General features: G+C 56.9%; 12 protein-coding genes and 1 pseudogene. 4 read left to right on the forward strand and 9 right to left on the reverse strand.

The genetic code is table 11. The features are described 5' to 3' along the window. Nucleotides 1–75: 75 nt before the first annotated feature. A complete protein-coding gene (locus EDE08_RS09945) occupies nt 76–384 on the reverse strand; it encodes a hypothetical protein (protein ID WP_131868709.1) in 309 nt (102 codons plus the stop codon). A 189-nt stretch (nt 385–573) separates the two neighbouring features. On the opposite strand from EDE08_RS09945, the gene EDE08_RS09950 reads away from it, so the two are divergent. Both EDE08_RS09950 and EDE08_RS09955 read left to right on the forward strand, forming a co-directional pair. Next, a complete protein-coding gene (locus EDE08_RS09950; protein WP_131868710.1) occupies nt 574–1,560 on the forward strand; it encodes an AlbA family DNA-binding domain-containing protein in 987 nt (328 codons plus the stop codon). 43 nt (nt 1,561–1,603) lie between these two features. Then, complete coding sequence (locus tag EDE08_RS09955) at nt 1,604–1,936, forward strand: KTSC domain-containing protein (RefSeq protein WP_131868711.1); 333 nt, start codon at nt 1,604–1,606, stop codon at nt 1,934–1,936. 499 nt (nt 1,937–2,435) lie between these two features. Here EDE08_RS09955 and EDE08_RS38840 read toward each other — a convergent pair whose 3' ends face one another. Then, a complete protein-coding gene (locus EDE08_RS38840) occupies nt 2,436–3,620 on the reverse strand; it encodes a hypothetical protein (RefSeq protein ID WP_207912928.1) in 1,185 nt (394 codons plus the stop codon). Between the two features lie 51 nt (nt 3,621–3,671). Beyond that, entirely contained in the window at nt 3,672–4,334 is a 663-nt protein-coding gene (locus tag EDE08_RS38845) for a DUF262 domain-containing protein (protein WP_207912926.1), read from the reverse strand. Nucleotides 4,335–4,645: 311 nt separating this feature from the next. Here EDE08_RS38845 and EDE08_RS09965 point away from each other — a divergent pair, with 311 nt between their 5' ends. After that, nucleotides 4,646–5,488: a hypothetical protein gene (locus EDE08_RS09965; RefSeq protein WP_131868712.1), complete on the forward strand. Its 843-nt coding sequence runs from the start codon at nt 4,646–4,648 to the stop codon at nt 5,486–5,488. Here EDE08_RS09965 and EDE08_RS09970 read toward each other — a convergent pair. The 4 genes from EDE08_RS09970 to EDE08_RS09985 all read right to left on the reverse strand — a co-directional run bounded on the left by EDE08_RS09970 (nt 5,450) and on the right by EDE08_RS09985 (nt 16,509). Further along, the gene (locus EDE08_RS09970) at nt 5,450–5,866 is read right to left on the reverse strand and encodes a very short patch repair endonuclease (RefSeq protein WP_131868713.1); all 417 of its coding nucleotides are present in this window, start codon (nt 5,864–5,866) and stop codon (nt 5,450–5,452) included. The two genes, EDE08_RS09965 and EDE08_RS09970, sit on opposite strands and share 39 nt — an antisense overlap. Then, nucleotides 5,863–7,026: a DNA cytosine methyltransferase gene (locus tag EDE08_RS09975; RefSeq protein ID WP_131868897.1), complete on the reverse strand. Its 1,164-nt coding sequence runs from the start codon at nt 7,024–7,026 to the stop codon at nt 5,863–5,865. Before EDE08_RS09975 ends, EDE08_RS09970 begins: the two co-directional genes overlap by 4 nt. 73 nt (nt 7,027–7,099) lie before the next feature. Further along, a complete protein-coding gene (locus EDE08_RS09980) occupies nt 7,100–13,207 on the reverse strand; it encodes a DEAD/DEAH box helicase family protein (protein WP_131868714.1) in 6,108 nt (2,035 codons plus the stop codon). Beyond that, entirely contained in the window at nt 13,204–16,509 is a 3,306-nt protein-coding gene (locus EDE08_RS09985) for an STY4851/ECs_5259 family protein (protein ID WP_207912924.1), read from the reverse strand. Before EDE08_RS09985 ends, EDE08_RS09980 begins: the two co-directional genes overlap by 4 nt. Before the next feature lie 366 nt (nt 16,510–16,875). On the opposite strand from EDE08_RS09985, the pseudogene EDE08_RS09990 reads away from it, so the two are divergent. After that, nucleotides 16,876–17,088: pseudogene (locus tag EDE08_RS09990) on the forward strand (DNA ligase-like domain-containing protein); the annotation flags it as partial. A 267-nt stretch (nt 17,089–17,355) separates the two neighbouring features. On the opposite strand, the gene EDE08_RS09995 reads toward EDE08_RS09990, so the two are convergent. Together EDE08_RS09995 and EDE08_RS10000 are read right to left on the reverse strand one after the other, a co-directional pair. Then, nucleotides 17,356–17,784, reverse strand: coding sequence for a hypothetical protein (locus EDE08_RS09995; RefSeq protein ID WP_165935807.1), 429 nt, complete (start codon nt 17,782–17,784; stop codon nt 17,356–17,358). Beyond that, on the reverse strand, nt 17,732–18,091 hold the full coding sequence (locus EDE08_RS10000) for a hypothetical protein (RefSeq protein WP_131868717.1): 360 nt from the start codon (nt 18,089–18,091) through the stop codon (nt 17,732–17,734). The genes EDE08_RS09995 and EDE08_RS10000 overlap by 53 nt, the downstream gene beginning before the upstream one ends. Nucleotides 18,092–18,114: the final 23 nt, after the last annotated feature.

An 18,114-nucleotide genomic window follows, 5' to 3' on the forward strand; every position in this document is an offset into this window, starting at 1 on the left:
TGTCCGAATCTTGGCATTCCCACCAATAGTAATTTGTGCTCCGGGTACCACCGTGATCAACACTTATCGGCAGCCTCATATCGCTCGGCCGTTGCGTCGTCGCTTCAGTCCGGCTGGACCAATCCGCTTCTCCAGATCAAGATGGTATTGTTGAAAGTAGGGGCTGTCTCTGGCTTCGACAGAGTCTTTAAGCCGCTTCGCAGCGACTAAGGTTACCGGCAAATCGAGTGCCTCATGGTCACCGATTATCTCTGACAAACTTTCTTTCAGACCGATCTTGATGGTCTGCAGGTTCGATGTGCGGGCCTCTTCGAATAATCGATCCGTTTCCCGTGACTTGCCGAGCACCTCCCGCGATAGTGCGCCATCGAGGAAGCGCGCCACTCGCGACTTTGGCGTCACGGGTCTGAGCGAGCTTATCGCCGGCCGGAACATCAGCGAGGATCGCACCCTAATGCCATAACGGCAGCAACCAATTTATAGAGCTCAAACTCATTCATCACACCCCCGCAAAAGAGCAGGACTTCACACGGAAAAGCTGCTATTGGCAAGCCCTTCAACCATGGACTTCCCATGATCGATTTGAGAACGAAAGCCGACCTGCAGCGTCTTGTTGAAGAGGGTTTGGAAGAGAGTCTCACCCTAGACTATAAGGCGTCGCCCTCCTTGTCTCGCGACGGGAAGGCACCAGACGAGCTGTGCAAGGATGTCACGGCCCTTGCCAACTCTGCCGGGGGCCAGCTCGTTTACGGCGTTGAGGAAGACAAGTTTACCAAGAAGCCTACCCGCGTTGATGACGGAGTAGCCGATCCAAAGGTCACGCGCGAGTGGATCGAGCAAATCCTGAATTCCCGTGTCCAACCGCGCATGAACGGCGTTACCACATCTCGAATTGACATGGGTAACGGCCAGTTCGGCTATGTGATCTACATCCCTCAGACGCAAACCGGCCCCCACCAGGCGCCGGACGGCAAGTACTATAAGCGCTTCGATCTTCAGTCCGTCCCGATGCATGACTACGAAATCCGAGACATCATGCGTCGGTCGACCACTCCCGATCTTTTCACCGAGCTATGGTTCGATGGGCGCGAAAAGACACACATGCCTAGCATTACTCAGGGCGCGCAGCACTCTGAAGCAGTCATGCTGCACTGTGTGGTCTTGAACCGATCGAACACCCCCGCCTACCACGTTGTCGTCGACTTTTTTGTGGACTTCGACTTGCCTATTCCGTTCCAAGTCGGCCCCTTCAGGTCGATTGGCGAAAGGGATAAGGCGCCGCGCGCGAAGATGCGCATATTCCGCCGTGTCATCAACTCACCGCCAGATTTGCCTATATTCAAGGACGGCGAAGTCGAGCAGCATTCGGGGGTCGTCGCGGTTCAGATCCCCTTCGAAGTCTTGCAGGGCGGCAACATCTACCTCGAAACCAGCATTCAAGCTCCCGGCTTTTCAGCTACCGAGGAATGGCTGATCGCTGCGAGGAACGGTCAACTGAAGCTCGTCCCGCCCAAGGAGAGGCGAACGCCGCGTCATCCGTACGGTTGGAGCGGCGACTAAACGAGCTCGCGATAACGATATCCCAGTGCGATAAGGTATCCACATGAAGCGTCTAGCCTTCCTGTTTCTCTTTCTCGCGACCGCAGCCCACGCCGAGACCGTAGAAGTAAGATACCGCGGCCCGGTCGATCTAAAACCCTTCACCTGCCAGGCAACGAAGAGCAGCTTCGTCAATCGCGTCTGCTACGACGCAGCAAACCAGTACATGGTGATCCTGCTGAAGGACACGTACTACCATTACTGCGAGATACCGAAGACGACGGTGGATGCGCTGCTCTCAGCGGATTCCCATGGGCGATACTACAACGCCAATATCAAGGGCTCTGGAAAGGACGGTCCCTATGACTGCAGGACACACAAAGTGCCGAGCTACTGATGAATGCATTTTTCAGGGTTTGGATCGTGGGCTCAATCGTGTGGGCCGTTTACGCTGGTCTTGATATTTGTAAAAGCGTCGAGAGAAGCATAAGGCTCAGCAAGGGCTACAACGTGCCGCATAAGCAGCTCTCATTTGGGCAGGCACCCGATACGTAGGTTGCAACCGTAGCTTTTTCTAAGTGAACCCGCGGCGCTGGTCAAAATTAGTCGAGGCTTCAATGCGGTCGTCCGTGCGGTGTGGAGGAGCGGTGATCCGCTAACCTGAGAGTTGTTCTCAAGTGATCCACGGAACGCTTTTTTTCAGATTTAGGGCGCTGCCAGTGCTTTTTCGAGCCGCCGTCTTCAGTCCGGCTATGTAGGCCGCTTCCACAAGCAGCTCTCCGATAGCGACGGCTTTTGTGCTCGAGGAGGAGCACGTACTGTCAGCCGCTCCTAACTAAGCGAATTTCCGGCAGTCCCATTCCGAGCCTACAGTAACGCAGAACGTGCAATGACGGCTAAGCCGTGATCGTCAGTTCAGCCTCGGCGGCTTCCAAATCGGTCTCGGCCTCCTCCTCGGTTTCCCCTCGGTAAGCCGATTGCCCGGTCGCCTTCTCAATTAGAGTCAGCAGGCGCTCCTGTCGATCTACCATGAAGCCTTCAAATTGGTCGGCTCGGAGTAGGTTCGAATCAATCAAGTGCGAACGTAGATATCCGTCGAGGTTTTGGACCGAAATTGGCGGCGTCTCCTTATCGCCCTGCTCAAGCTTCGAAAGGTAAATAGATGGTGCTGCTCCGCCGATGATCCTATTGGTTCGATATGCGAGCGGCGTTTTGTTGATGATGGAGTCGTATACCGCCGGTCCGATATTTCGGTCCTCGCACCATTTTCTTGGAAAGATGTGGTGAATATCGACGTTCTCGCCAAAGAAGACTATGTGATCAAATTTTTGGCCGGAGCGAATATCTTCGGCGCCGGTCTTCATCAATAGCGCGTTGACGCCTTTGTAGGCCGCCGAGATGCGCATACGCATAGTCTTCAGCCGCTCAGCCCTGAAAGTCGATTCCCGAATGGTAGATGGTAGCGGCCCTCCCTTCAGCCACGCGGGCACCTCCAGGAAGTCCTTCGCAGTGCGGGATTCGACGGCAGAGCCGTAGAGCTCACCGAAAACCCCGTTCCAATACCATTGTGCCAACTTCGCCCGATTGGCTTCGTGCTCCCAAGCCGCTCCTATATCGTCCAGGATCGCGGCCAATGGGATGATCTGAGTTTGATAGGGCAAGTCGAAGACACGATAGATGTGCAGCATGTGCAAGAATTTGGCTGCCCGTACAAAGCCCTCCTCAACGAGTGCTTGGTATTTCTTGTAAGCCTCAAGCGGAAGATTTAGCAGCGCATTGCGATTGCCCGACACCGCCGGCAATTCTTTGCCCTGCTTACCAACTGCTTCCGCTTCGCGCCTCCGCTCCCGTGTATGAAACAGAGAGACGGCATGCAGGAAGTCCGTATTCGAAACTGCCGCGATGATTCCCGAGTCCTGGCCGGCTGGCCTCAACGTCTCCTTAAAGCGATGCTGCCGGCCTAATGCCCCGTCCTTGCCGTACCAATCGCGACGCAACTCATACCCATCGGCGGCATACATCGCAGTCACCAATTCGAATGCATCCAGAGCTTTCCCGCCGGTGTTCACTTTCTCGAACACGACGCAGACGGCTTCCTTTGACGTGCCGGACCCTAACGCGATTACTGGCACCTAATAATAGATGAAATTATCGAGGACGTTTTCTTTGAATTGACGAAGTACGTCCCACTTCTTAGGAAACTCACCGTCTTTCATAAAGTGTTCGATAAACTGCTTTTGCCATTCGTCCCAGTTGAAGACCATTGATACTGGATACATCAGTCGCTCGAATTCGTTTTCTCTCGTGGTAAGGTCGAGCACAATCTTGCGACCGAAGTCTTCAGCCAGCAGCCGATCTTCTCCGACAGAAACAATGGCTTCGTCCCGCTCCACTGCTGGGTCAAGCGCCTTTGCGATATCGATGTAGAATAAGCGTTTGACTCTCTTTTTCTTCGACGTGATGGTCTCCACCACCTTGCCCCGAAGCGACACCTGATAAAGAGAGGTCATTCGCTGTTGGCCATCGAGCAAAAGTGCCTCGGGCCGGGTCGTGAGCGTATGGGCGGGCGCCCCTTCAATGGGTCGGGGCTTGAAATCAACGCCCCCTCCCGTTTCCAGCGTCATCAGTGCCCCAATCGGAAAGCCACGCGAAACTGAGGAGATCAAGCTTCTTATTCGGTCTTCATCCCATACCCAGCTCCTCTGGAAATCAGGCAATTGGAGATCTCCGCCTTCGCACTTCTTCAACAGTTCATGCAGTCCGTAAGGATTGGTTTTGAACGATGCGACCGCCATTTCGCGCCCCTTTGCCCCAGCGAGAATCACAACTAGCTTACTCCCCCTATCTGCCACCGCAACCAGCGCGCTAGTGCCCTATGCCAAAAATCACCCTGGGGCCGCTTGAGCCGCCGCCCCCTTCCAGCGAGGGTCGCCCGAAAACGGAACGTGACGTCCCTTAGATACCGCACTCTTGGTCAATGGTCGAACAACCGAGCTCGGTCTGGTTGGCCCAAGACCATGCGTGTCGTCGGCTTGAGACCGTCAGAAGGCTCAAGCCAAGGGAATCAGATAAACGTGAGAAACTAGACCGAAAAGTCGAGGCACGAATGAATGGGCCAACAATATTAGCGCGAACATTGTCATCGGCCAACATTCGCGACCGCTATCAGAACAACTGGCAGTATCATTCGCGCAGTGACCATCATTCAAAGATCGCCTGTTGGGGGGTGATCTTCGATTTAATGGCGTCAACTCCGCTGCTGAAGCGTCACGTGGAAGCAGGCGCAGTCTGCTTCGGCATCAACCACGAAATGCGAGACTTCGTTCACGACCGCAAGAAGAACCTCGACCTAGTGCTCTGCACGCCGGGAGGTCCTACTACCACTGAGACCTTGGAAAGCATCGGAAGGAATTACAAAATTGAGCTGACGCAAGAGGAGCAAAGTGCTTTTGACAAACTTCCGCAACTCGTTCGCGCGCCCGTAGGTTCAGTACTGATGGCGCTCGAAGCCAAAGCATGCATGACGGCTCATCAGCGTGCCCTTCCTCGCCTGTACGACGAGCTAAATTCGTCACACCTCACGGTCCATGGAGCAAGTGATCAGGCCGTTGCAGTCGCCTTTACTATGGTGAATGTCGCAGAGAACTACCTCAGCCCGGATCTGAACAAGAAGAACAGATCGTCAGATCCAGAGTGGAGTAAGCACAGACAGCCGCGAGACGCCCAGCTCGCAATTGACAAAATCAAGCAGCTCCCGCGCCGTTCGAAGGTGGGCGACGTTGGCTATGATGCGATTTCGATTGTCGTGATAGACATGGCCAATGACGGGAATGCTGTTAAGCTTATTGAGGGGCCGCCCGCACCACCCAAGGGCGACATCTACAACTATGATAACATGATCGCTCGGCTGTCAGGTATCTACGCGACGCGGTTCAAGGATCTTAGTTAGCTTGTCTCGGATCCGATCCTCCTGGCATTCCCAGATGATGATGACGCGGTAGCCCTCGCGACGGAGACGAGTTACGCATCGAGCGTCTCTGCGTCTATTGTCACGAAATTTGGCGATCCAAAACTTGCGGTTCGATTTTGGTACCGTGGCCCTCAGACAGCCCCTGTGATGGTGCCAAAAGCATCCGTTTACGAAAATGGCCCACCGCTTAGAGCGGTTCGCAAAATCGGGACTGCCGGGAAGCTTCTTGACGTTTTTGCGATAGTGGGCACCGAGATCACGCAGCTGGGTTGCGACGATCGTCTCAATCTTTGTACCTCTTCGCCTTATCCGCGCCATTCGTGCGGATGTTTTGGGATCAGGGCGCGCCGCGATCATTCGGCAGCAACAGCGAACTTCGCGTTCTCAAGGGCGTCCATCCGAAGTAGGTGCTCGCGAAGTCGACTTTGAAAGCCATCCGCAAAGCGTAGCTTTGCTCGCTCGGTCCTCGAAAGGAAGCCCCGCGTGGCGCGCGCCGAAAGCAGTTTTCCATCGTATCGGAGAAACTGCGTTAAGGCGGGCCGCGTTTCCCATTTTGGATAGGAATTGATGTGAACTGCATATCGGCGGTTGCCGTCATAGCGCGCCGCCGTGGGCCACCTGCCATTCGCAGGAAGTTCGCTATCTCGGCTGGCATCATACTTGCCGGGTCGGGCTAGGCGTTTGCCCAACCACGCCGCAACCGGAACCGTGACGGCATTTCCGACGAGCGACCAGCGAAGCGACGCACGAGAGACCTGCTCTGCCGGACGGGTCCAATTCTCAGGAAAACCTTGAAGACGCTCTGCATCCCGAATGTCAGGTGTAATGACATCCCCTGAAGGTAACAAGATTGCGGGAGGAGAAGCGATCCCAACGGTCGAGCCATTCTTCAATGTAGGAATCGAATCAGGGGCCCAGCCGAGACCACGTATTCCTTCGGTCCAATAGAACCCGTGAGCGTACGCATCGAGCTTGGTCGGGAGCACACTGGGCTCAGCTTCGTCCGTTAGGATGACCGAAGCAGGATCGACATCAGTCGTAGTCGCGACGAAGAGCACCCGCTCCCGCCGTTGCGGCAAGAAAGAAAGACTATTCACCACGCGATAGGCCCAGCGATAGCCGCGCTCCTCAAACGCTTCGACCAGGATGCGCATGCCACTTCCCTTGTCCAGCTGCAACATGAACGAAACATTCTCCAGCACGACCCAAGGCACACGCCGACGGTCGAGTAGACGAAATATTTCCCCCACTAAGCCGGATCGAGAACCCCCAATACCCAGAGTTTGGCCTGCCTGGCTGAGGTCCTGACAGGGAAATCCGCCGGCTATCAGTTCGACTTCCCTCGGAAGCGCCCTGAGGTCTCGAACGTCCCGCTTACAGGGGACGTCGGGCATTCTCGCCGCGAGGACGGCTCGAGCAGGCTCCCAAATCTCGCAGAGTAGGCTTGGCTCATGCCCTGCCGCAGCAAGACCCCGCTCCAATCCACCAACACCAGCGAATAACCCGGCAACCTTCACTTCCAACCCCAACCCAGCGAATCGAGCACGTCTGACGTCAGATTAGCATTGTTCTCATTTCGTTCCCAACCAGTCAATCCAGCCTGCACGCCAGGAAAGTGCCGTTTTTCCCGTTTTCGACAAGAAATGGCTCCTGAACGGCGCGAATTTGGTTAGTAATTGGAGCCATGGGATCAAATGCAACCGGTCCCACGGGAGTCCAGGATCCCACACCCTGATCAAAGAAAATCTTGCCCTGCCCTCGCGCGGTGCGGAAACTGAGACTACGACGGTGCGCGAGGTCTTGGTGAAGTCCGAGCCTTGCCGTGGCGGATATACCGTTAAGCAGATGTTCAAAAACCGCCCTGCGATGATCCATGTCTGCCCAATCGTCTTTAACGGTCTTTCCGATACGAGGGCGACGTTGGTCACGACGTTGCAGCAGGGTATCCACAACGATCTCAGTGTTTCCATCGGAAAAGCCCCTCAGCAGCTCGGAAACAAGTCTTACTACCAGAGGACTGAATAGATACCGATCAGAGTATCGCAGTTCGATGCAGGGTTCCGATAGCACAGCCGTAAGTGTTTCATTTCCGCTCGCTATGAGAGCCTTGAGCCGTCTTCCGAAGCCTTCGATAGGGCCATCGAGTTCACCACCGACCTCGAAGATCGTCTCCCTTATTCTCTCGACAAGAAGCGTGTGCGGGTCGATGTTGCCCGAGCTTTCGGGCGCCGTCTCTAGGCTGCCTCGGACGACGGGAGCCTCAGTGGTGCTCGCCCAATTCAAGTCGATGGAATAAGCTGACCGGTCAAGAGAGCGCCATGCAGTGACGCCTCGTCCGCCCTCGGTGACCAAGGCAAGCAAATCTTCATTGCCTGAAGACATATTCCGGAGCGAAGCTCTCGCCCTTTCGAGCCAGAGAGCTACTCTTCGGCGAGTAACAGCATCCGCTTGCTGCAAGATCGCCCCATTCACTTCGACCAATGCACTGCGCCCGCGGGCGCCCCACCGCTCTACGACGGAAGCGGCTGGCCATCGTTCGAAGTCCCACGCACTTGGGTCACCATGCAAGATCAACGTTAGTTCGGCCCCTGGGCTTGTTGCGATCAAATCGTTCAGCGCATCCGCAAGGGCAGCCGACTCGTACATCGTCCGCACCCCAAACAGTCGATGCTGTTCAGGAAGTGAAATGCGCGAGAGCAACTGCGCCAGCAACGCATAGGCATTCAAGCGGTCCGTGCCTTCGACTGTGTGCTGCGCATCCGGCGCAAGAACGCAACGCGGACAAACCCGCACCGCATCTCGGTCTCCACATCGACCTATTGCCGAGCAGTCGAGGAAAGTAAGCGCCTCCCTCAAATAAGCCACAGGGTCGCGCGCGATCACGGTCGAGAAACCCGCTCCTCCGCTGGCTCTGTCGAATATCACCGCGCTATAAGAATCCACGCCGCGGTTGTTTGGCGCAGCTGGCGCCGCAAAGCCCATTTCATCAGCGTCAATGCCCAGCTTCTTGGCTACGGCTTCACGTAGCGCGAGAGCGATCGTCAACGCAACGTCCCGCGAACGACAGTCATAGAGCTGGATCTCGCAGACGTCCGTACGTATTTCGTGCCCCAAGTTTAGATTTCGTACGACCGCATAGGGCGAGTATTCGGGAGCGCCAGTACAGGTTTGACCATCGGCCGCCATTGGCGCACCTCTCAGCGGGCTGTGGCCTGTTAGGCCAGACCCGCCAGCCGTCACTGTTTCAGCTTCAGAACGGCCGCAATGAAGACAGACTGCATACCCGTGTCCGTGATCCCCAGGATTGAACCAGAAAACCGTTCCGTCCGCGCTTGCTCGCACGCGACCGATGTCCGGGTCTGGCAGTGAGCGCCACGGCGCCTCTCGGGCCGAGACCCACGGGTCTATAACCCTCGATCCGCCGAGATCAGATGGATCATCGTGCACCTTGAACCGAACATCAACCGAAAACCCTCCAGGACTTAGATACCTAATCGGTGTGAAGTTACTCGATCCGCACTCGATGCAGGGCGTTTGACCCACTGCGGACGGTTTTGAGCTCAAGGCGCCGCAGGTCCTACAGGACCACATCGTTCTCAAGCTTTGTATCTCGCGAAGGCCATCTTGTGATATGGGCCTTTGCCAATTGAGAGTGACGCCTCCAGACTCGCGAACAACACCGTCCACAACGATCCCACGGCCTGGCGCGTATTCATAGATTCCCACTTCCCGTGACCGCGACGGATAACCTCGACCGAAGCTCTGCTCTTGCGGCGCTCCACCCTCCTCAACTCGCCGCGCTCGTGCCGCTCTCTCGCTAGTTGTCTCGGTTACGAATTGAACGACGTCGGTTGGGAAGCCATACGATGGAAGGAAGCCTCTGCCGGCCAATTCACCTAGTAGATACCCTCTCTCCAAACGAAGTCTCTGAACTTCTCGGGCCCTATTGATTGCCGCGAATTCGACATCTCCAGCCAAGCCCTCCGGGGTGGCCGGCGCCAGCGCTTGCCATTCAGCCTGAATCTCGGAGTGGATCCGTTCCATACGAGCTCTCAGCGTTTCAACGAGATCCCAACCCGGCCGGACGGGAGTGCCGGCCAGCAACAACGTCAGCTCATCCAACAGCGTCGGAGCCGAAGGGACGGTATCGAGCCAAGCCATGAAGGCCGAGGCCGGTGGTGGATCAGTCGGTGAGTTCGCCTCCATCGCGAGACCAAAAAATGCCTGATTGGTCAGCTTGTGCAATTCCGATCCAAGACTTGAAAGATACTCGGACAAGAGAAGTGCAGCGGCGTGGCGCGTTGCGATGGTCGGGCTGTCAAGACTCACCCGAGGCGTTCGCACCTGACGTTGGAGATACTCCATTGGATTCGAAATCGTCATTTGGTCGAGTGGACGATTCTTGCAGAGCGTAAGTCCTACTGCGATCGGCTGGCGCTGCCGCCCTGCCCGACCAACGCGCTGGCGATAGTTCGCGATCTCTGGCGGGGCGTTGGTATTCAGCACGGCCTCGATGCTGCCGATATCGACACCCATTTCCATGGTCGTGGAACAGCCAAGAACATTGATCCTACCAGCCTTGAACTCTCTCTCGTACCGGCGAAGTGCCGTACTCGGTTGCTGTGCGGAGTGTTCGGCGGCACGTATCCAAGGGGAGAATTTCGTGGCACGGTCCTGCTGATCGCCCCATCTTCCGAGACTTCGAAGTGAGACGACGGTTTGATCGGACGCCAGCCAGTTGTCGATCCGATCTTCGACTACGACCTGCCCGACCGAATCCCGCCGCCAGGGGTATGGAAGGCGCGGCATCGTAATAGGCGTCGTGACGGGGTGAACCCCGTCAATGTCATAGGGGCTTCGTCCCCGAATGGTCGTGTCCAGCACTCTTCTCGTTGTTGGGCACCAGAATGCCTTGTCGACTCGAGCAACCGCCAGGTCTCCCAGGCGCAGACGGAATCCGTTGTCGGTAGCAGTCAAGAAACGAAAGAGTGCTCGCCAAGCGGCCGTGAGCACTTCGTCTACGCTGTCCTTGTCGGCACGACTGTCAGGATCAAGTTGCAGGGCTTGAAACAGGAGCCGTACTACCCGCGTTAGCCGCGGGCCCTGCGCGTTTGGCCAAAGACGCACATATCGGCTCGATTTTTCCCCAGGGCTCCACGGTTTGACCTCGATATGGCTCTGGCGTCGGTCTATCCAACTCAACCACCATCGTGGAAAGTCAAGCGCGACGTTCGTCCGCAGGAAGTGCGTGACCAAGAGACGAAGGAGATCGCGCCAATCCTCGTCGGTCATGCCAATGCGCTGCGCGGCCGGAGGAACTCGCGGCTCCGCGCGGTCAATCCCAGGTAGTTCAAATCGGAATAATCCGAGCGTCTCCGCCGAGTTAGCGCGGACTGGCCGTCTCATCGCTTCTCGATACAGCAGGAATTCCGCCAGCACCTCTGGATCTTGGAAGCGCTCATCTCGGTTGGTCGTGGTCCACAAGTCTCTCAGGAATGTATTGACCGTGGTGTGCCCAGCCAACCGCTGGACGAGGTCTCGCCAGCGCTTCGCACCGGCGTCTAGCATGACCGATCGTTGGCGCTCGGAATCCTCTGCCAGTCGGGTAAGCTCAGGATCGTCCGGAAACTCCCTGAGGCGCGCGATCCTTGCATTCAGGGCCTCGAGCTCTTGTTGATCGACAGGAGGAGCTTCCTGGACGAACTGATAAATGAATGATCGTACAAACATCCGCTCAGATGCGACCTGCACATTGGCCGCATGCCTCGCGGTACCCTGGCGGGCATCCGTAAACGTGATCAGGCGGCGCCCATCGAAAGGAAGCGGCTCGGACGCATCAAGCTCCGGCGACAAGTCCGCGAGAAAGCCTGGAGTGATCTGAGCCATCAGGAATGGCGCACCAGCGGCGACTGGCCGCAATGCACCGCGGTTCGGCTCGAATCGATTTGGCGCGCGCGTGCAACAGGGGCATTCCAGGATGTCCCGACTTGCAGCGAACGTTACATTTGCATTCTCATCCAATTTTCCCGTTTTCAAATTTAGGTCCAGTCGACGCGACCCAGGTTTCGGGGGATAGGTTAAATATCGGCGCGAGACAAGCGTGGGGGCATCTATCGTTGCCCCTTCATCATCCTCTGCATCTTCGCTTGGGTCTTCTCGCTCGAGCGTCTGCTCGAACTCATCCTCATTGTCACCTTCGCTCCATGCTGCAATTCGCGAACCACCATCAAGCTCCTCGGCTCTCAGCGCTCCATCGCCACACAGCTGGCAACAGACCCACTCCAGTACGATTGACTCGCAATACGGACAATGTTCGCGAGCCTCCGAGAAAATCGCTCCGTAGTTCCAATCGGAGCCTTCTACTCCCTGTGCAGGACCGTTTGAGCAGTTGGGGTTTATGCACGTCCAGAGCCCATTTACCGTCCGATGAAATAGGTGAACTCGATTTGGAAGGATAGAATCTCCGCCGATTGCAGCCATCGCCGGATCGGCTTGAGGATCCCTCGCCCTGGCCGCTTCCACTAGAAACTTTGTCGCATCGTCTTGTCCAACGCCGAGCGCCGCTGCTTCGCGAGCCCAAGAACGCCAGGAATATATTTGGCCGGACCGAAGCTCCTCTCGAACGGCTCGCAATCTCTTCGATTCGGCCATTATCCGGCCGCTCTCCAGCGGATCAAACTTGGAGAGGTCGTTTACCGGAAGCTGACCACCTTCGTGGGAGGTCGGCATTGGCGGTAAGGGCGCGCGATAACCTTCAACAACGTCCACGGCGTCACGTGGCGCACCAGAGAGATTACAGAGGAAATCGTGGAGCTCCGCCCTCGCATTCGCTCCGCCTATGGTAGCGGAGGTCGCCACATAGCGAATCTGATCGGGGGTACGGCCGAAAGCTAGCGCAACGCGGCGCAGGAGAAGCGCAATCTCCGCGGCTTGCGCTCCCATATACGAGTGAGCCTCATCGAGAACGATGAAATCCAGCGTGCCCCGAGACAGCGCCAAGATCGGCGCATCAACTTGACGGATCAGCATGTATTCGAGCATCGTGGCGTTAGTCACGAGCACTGGTGGCGGCGAGGCGCGCAGTGCGGTGCGGTCGCCAACTCGCCACGGCCGTTCAGCTCTCACAGAAGCTCGGGCTGTTTCAGGCGTTTCGCCGTTGTAGAGGCAATATCGCAAGCTGCCTCCGAAGGGTGCGAACCAGCGCTCCAGCCGCTCCTCCTGGCTGCTGATCAATGCGTTGAGCGGATAAAGCAACAGAGCGCGCACGCCTTCTAGCTGCCTTTGCCCCCCATGGGAGAACCTAATGAGCCGATCTAGAATCGGCGCGAGAAAGCATTCGGTCTTACCCGAGCCAGTACCGCTGGACACAATCACCGAGCGCGGATCGGCAGACGTCAGGTGCTTCCAAGCCTCCGCCTGGTGAGCATATGGCGGATACGATACCGAATTGAGCACGTCGATCGTTCGACGATCTAATATCCCTCCGTCGAGTCCGGACCATCCTCCCTTCAATGGCAACCAGGGGAAGGCACCTTCCACGAACGGCTCGGCAACAAGAGAGCCGGAGCTTCCGGCCGGCGCTCCCCACACTCTACGCAAGTAACTCGCCAGGGTGCGAGAGCGCGGACGCAACATTCCGATGATGGCGTCAGCTGCCTGCTCCGGCAACCGCGTCATCATGCGATCGAGATCAATCATGCCTGCACCTTCTCCCCAGCATTCACAGAATAATAAAGCACTTCAACCAACCCCATTGGAAAAACGGCTTCGAAGTACTCCGGATCGTATAGCCACGCATCGCGACTACGCCGCAATTCGTCTTGCTCAAGCGTAACCTTTCCGCTCGCATGATCAGCGACGAGCAGCGGCGCAGCGATAACCTCGGCAAAATTCGAGTTGTAAGGCTCAAAGTACGGTCGCCTTGAGAGCAGGCTTTTTGGAGTGAACATATTGCGCGGGGGCGATGTATCGTCATCATGCCGGCCGATGAGCCGATCCACTTCCCGCCGAATTCCGTCGCGACGCGGGGACTGACGGAAATGGAGCGTTGTTCCATCAATAGTCTTTCTCTGCTTGGCCATTTCCGAAGCGACACAGACGAGAAAGACAAATCTTGCATGTCCCGACAACTCGGGTCTCAAATTGACGATATCATCAAGGGCACCACCTATGCTTCTGATCGCGGCCGCGCTTTCGATTCCGATAGCAGCGAGCTTCTCGACTGTTTGTTTTAGGCGACGCGAAAACGCTTCGAGCCAATCGCCTACTGAGGTGGAGCACCACAAAAACGGCAGCTCACGCTGTAGATCGAGTAGAGCGGCACGTTCTGCTAACGACTCGCAAGACGCGAGCAGCGAGACGGCGAGGCTGGGACAACGCGCGAGTAACCTCAATGCATCCACGGAAGAAATCGGCAGTCCCTCCTTCCTTGAGAACACTAAAAGATCCATGATCGTTCGACGCTCGCCCGATGAAAGTTGATCCGGCTTCGAATAGGCTTGCAGAAGCGCGTTCAAGCGCACATCTGACGCCTCGATCTCGATCGCTCGTTCCAAGACCGAACTCTCAGCCTCAGCCGTAACCATCCCTCCTACCGACGGGACGATCCTCGGCCTAATCTTGGCCCCTTGTCGCCGCCGCCCAAAAATCAGCCACGGCCCGGGCGGCAGTTTGGTCGCAAGCTCCGATCGCATGACCGCCTGGCTAGCAGGAGCCTCGACGTCAACTGTGCCGGCCGCGGGCCGCATCAGACAAAATGCACGGACATCAAGCCGGTGCAGGATACCGAGCGCAGCAAATGCATTTGCGGGTGGTGCATTGAAGGGATCGATCTCGTCATCATACCACCGAACGTCCGCTATGTGATCGCTTGCGCCGAGGGCTGACAGACGGACCCGCGCATCCAGGCTTTCCGAACTACCTAGCAACTGAGTGATTGTGTCGGCAAACGCTGAAAGCGGCACTTCGCCCGAGACGGTCCTGGAGACCGAAATGCGTTGGATATCGTCTGCGCGCACTTCCATGCACAGGGAAACTTCTCGTGGCGAAATCAGCCGAAGCCCCTTCAGGGCGTCAACCGATAAAGTTGTCCTTGGCCGAATGAGGAAATCGTTCTCATCAACTATTCGCAGCTCATAGCGGGGATCTGCAAATGTCAGTTGCAGTTCAGCATCCCACCTGAGATTAAGCGTTATTGTAGCTGCTTTCGTGGGTGCTCCGAGGGCGATGACGGCGTGTCCGCTTTCCCATAATATGTTCAACTTATTCTCGCTGCGAGCCGCAACAATACGAGTCTGCACGTCTGCAACTCGAAGCTCGCGTTTTCGGCGGTCCACTTCGATTTGGAATTTTTGCGGAACGATAGATGCACCTATCGCATAGCGCAGCTCGCCGTTCTCAATGACGGCCAGGTCCACGTCGCCCCAAGGTTTACCATTATCGATCGGATGCCAAATCCCTCGTCCGCGGGGGCGCCAGTGCAGCGACTGGCGCCGCGGTGTCGACAAATGGTTTTCGCGCTCGATCCACACTTGCGGAACGCCCAGAAAGACCGGTTCTCGCACGCTCGGCACGAGACCGCCGACGAGGACCAAGCGACCATCGACCTCGCGTTCGGCGGCGGTACGCCATGTCAAACGTGTCCCGCCAAGAACAGTACTGGCGGTTCCTTGGAAACTAACGACGCGATGGCCGGATCCAACGCAGCGTCCAAGGTCGGTAAAGCCCTCAGTAAAGGAGACTGAATGGAAATGTTCTTCTCGAACTGCGAGAGCGAGTACAGGTCGACCCGTTTGGGCCGGAGAAGTGCCCAACACTCGCAGGCTCTTGGGAACGCCATCCTCGCTCACTTGCTCGACTTGAAGGGCTATGATCGGGTGCAGCAGCGCGTCTCCGCCAGGCGCAATGAACTCACCGATCGTACTATTCCCGGATTGCACGAGGAGTCGCGCCTCGTTCGTCAAATCAAGAGGAGCTTCAAATGTCGCGACGAACCGCCGAAGTTCGTGCACCGGTTCCCCATCAGCCTCGATCGTTTCGATTGCCGCTACGGCAACGAATTCGTCACAGAACGGTGGCCGCGGAAAGATTCGAACTCGACGGCCATTTCGCACGGCTTCACTAACGCTGGGAGGTAGCCGTTTCAGATCGACATTGCCGGACAATCCAAGTGACGCTCGAGGATACCATCCATCATTGGAGAGAACGAGAGTTCGAATGACATCGAGGGCTGCTCCGGGATCTTCGCGCAGCCGCACGATTTCCTCGACCATCGAGCGAAGGTCTTCGGATTCCACGTCGAAGGGAAGCTCGTTGCGCCAATTAGGTCTCGTCTGATCGAGGTAGTCGACCGGGTCGCCTCCCCTCTCGTGCTGTGCGGGTAGGCAAGCGCGCAGCTCTACGATCTTCTCGCACAGTTCAGTGGCTGGCTCGAAGAGGGCTTGGGCCAACCGATCCGACACGCGCCACGCTTCTGCGCCAACTGAATCCTGAACTGAGAAGCCTTTTTCCGCGCTTCTGACCGCGTTCTTGAGCCACGACGCAATTCGCGGATCTTCTCGAACCGAGGCGACCGGGAAACCGGCCTCCCTAACAATGGCAAGAAGCCGTTCGCTGCCTCTTGGTTCAGGTCGCCGCCACGCGGCTAAACCAGAACTCACCAGGTTTTCGATGTCCCGATATTGGATGCGAGCATAGGGCCCATACTCGTAGCCAATACTCCTTAGCGGCCGAATCCAATCCCAATGACCACCGCTCCGCTCACGTCGGAACCATTCTGCCACATAGGCAACGACCAGTGCGGCTCCATGTCGATCAAAAACTGCCGCGGGACCAAACCGCTTCAGGCTGCTGCAAACGTGATCGTAGTCAGTACGCGCAAATCGATAAGCATAGAGCGGACGAGCGTCAGGACGGGTTAAACCCCTCGCCTCAAGCAAACCATAAAACGCTGTCCTAAGCTCCCCCCGAGTTTCCACGACCCCCCCAAGTTCGGGGAGCACCGTTGTTATCGCGACTCGCGCTGTCCCCTCCTAGAAAGGTACAACTTTCGCGAGAACGATCAACGATTTGCGGGTATTCGATAGACCAAAGAATGAGATTGAACAGCGGTAGGCACTATCAGCAGTAATAAATTACCCTTAGTTGATAGCGCAGATGCAGGGAGGCTTCCAGTTCGTTACCGCTCAGTGGCTGATTGTATTGGTTATCGGTCTCTGTGGCCCCGCCGGCGAGCATCAGTCGCTAAAAATCAGTAGCTTGCCACCGTGGGTTAGTTAGCTGCGCTGAGCAGGTCCAGGCTATAAGTCAAGCTGGTTCAGTCCGCTAGATCTGGGAGTATGGAGGAGCCCCGTTCCGCCGACCACCTCGTACTGGCCATGGGTGGCGACGATCTGCGCCCCCTGCCCCTCCACATGCGGAAGGCCCACCTGGAGCAGCTATTGGCTCGCCGGCCGGACGGGATCACCGTGGCGCCGTTCGAACGCGGTGAGATCGGGCCTGATCTATTCCGCGCGGCCTGCCGCATGGGCCTTGAGGGTCTGGTCTCGAAGCATCGCGATCGGCCGTACCGCGGCGGCTGACAAAAGTTCTGGATCAAGGTGAAGAACCGCAGCCATCCTGCGATGGAGCGCGAGCTCTGAAGGCTAACCTACGTTAAATAAGAGCAGAACAGGCCGCGAAACTCCAGCGTGTATTCATTTTTGATACATGTGATCAAACGGAGTACAGGACCGCCAGCGTGAACGGGCGGGCGTCGTCTTCATTGCCTCAGCCGGCGGGCGTGCGGCGCGGGCCGGTTGAGCTGCTCAGCTTGGATCATGGTCTTCCCGTGACTCGCCCGGGCCGAGCTACTGGCGCGTCGCAGCGATCGCCGCGAGAACCCCGATGTAACAGTTGTCCCAATCGGCGCCGAACCCGCCGCAGGCCACGAGCTCGTCGTCACTAAGCCGTTCTCTGCAAAGGTTTCGGACAGCCATCCCGCCGCCGAAATGAAAGAACGTCGGATCAGAACTGATAGGGATTCCGCAGGCGTGCAGCTTGCGCAACTTTGCCAGCGCGTCGGCTGGCAAGTGGGCTAACACATGCCGCTCAACGTCCTTCCGGATCTGCTCCGGGACCTCTGCCCACCGCTTCTTAGAAAATGAGTCGGAATCGAACGATTCGTCGAAATCAGGCGCGTGCATGCGAAAGTCCCATTCAGCTGAAAGTAGCGCGCTACCAACACTAGAGAACCAATCCCAGCTTCCTTCGAACGATCGCCTCTTCAGCTTGTTCAATGAGGAGCCTCAACTGCTTCGAGGGAGGCATGCTTTCTAGGTCCCTCAAAAAGCTTTCCCATTCCTCCAAGGGACCCCAAGGTGACGGTGGATCGATCAAGCCCACGAGCGTCGTTTCATCCGTGAACTCGCTCCAATCGCGCCGCTTCATACTAGGATCTGTCGACATGTAAGCCCTGACGGCAAGTCTGCGGAAGACCCGAGCCAGCGCCTCCAGCTCAGCAATTCTCTTCAGATCGGTCTGATTCAGCGCCACCTCACTCAACCGGTCCGCCATTCTGAAGTGCTGTTCGGGCTTGAATCTCATATGCTTTTCTGACCTTGGACGGG

Origin of the sequence: Bradyrhizobium sp. R2.2-H (genome assembly GCF_004346455.1) — a bacterium.
In the GTDB taxonomy this organism is placed as follows: domain Bacteria; phylum Pseudomonadota; class Alphaproteobacteria; order Rhizobiales; family Xanthobacteraceae; genus Bradyrhizobium; species Bradyrhizobium diversitatis.